The sequence below is a fragment of the Lacinutrix sp. MEBiC02404 genome (assembly GCF_053601575.1).
On sequence record NZ_JBSHNV010000112.1, the window covers coordinates 1 to 1,102 of the forward strand.

General features: G+C 38.3%; 1 pseudogene. It reads left to right on the plus strand.

What is annotated here, in order from left to right:
* Positions 1-1,102 (plus strand): annotated as a pseudogene (locus tag ACVCXO_RS02290) (gliding motility-associated C-terminal domain-containing protein); the annotation flags it as partial.

Here is a 1,102-nt window from a genome sequence, read left to right on the forward strand (position 1 = left end):
CGCCTACCTTTACTGCTCCTGCAGCTATTGAAATTTTTACGGATGCTTCTTGTAACTATGATGCAACTATTAGCGAAACTGGTGATGTAACCAATGAAGCTGATAATTGTGATACTACTTTAGATGCTACTTTTACAGATCTTGTAACCGCTGGTACTTGTGAAGGTTCGTTTATTATTACTAGAACTTGGACTTTATCAGACGATTGTGGGAACACTGCAACGCCGCAAATACAAACGATTACCGTTTCAGATAATATTGCACCTACATTTACTGCGCCTGCAGCTATTGAAATTTTTACGGATGCTTCTTGTAATTATGATGCAACGGTTAGTGAAACTGGTGATGTAACCAATGATTCTGATAATTGTGATACTACTTTAGATGCTACTTTTACAGATGTTGTAACGGCTGGTGCTTGTGAAGGTTCGTTTATTATTACTAGAACTTGGACTTTATCAGACGATTGTGGGAATACTGCAACGCCACAAATACAAACAATTACCGTATCAGATAATATTGCGCCTACCTTTACTGCTCCTGCAGCTATTGAAATTTTTACGGATGCTTCTTGTAACTATGATGCAACTATTAGCGAAACTGGTGATGTAACCAATGAAGCTGATAATTGTGATACTACTTTAGATGCTACTTTTACAGATGTTGTAACAGCTGGTACTTGTGAAGGTTCTTTTATTATTACTAGAACTTGGACTTTATCAGATGATTGTGGGAATGCTGCAACACCGCAAATACAAACGATTACCGTTTCAGATAATATTGCTCCGGATATTACTAGTTGTACTACTGTTACAGATACCTCTGTAGATTGTACTGCGGATGATAACGAAACCATTGCAGATGCTTGGAATGCTGCCAATATTGCTACGCTTGAATCTTGTGCTACAGATAACTGTGATATGAATCTTGCTGGTCAAGTAACTTCCAATTACGACTTCAACAACTTAAACGTAGTTTGTGGTCCTTGTGGTTCGCTTCCTGTTACCTATACCGTTGCAGATGATTGTGGTAATGAATCTACAATTACAGTAACGCTGAACTTCGGAGATGCTACTGGTCCAGATCTTACTGCTTGTAATGT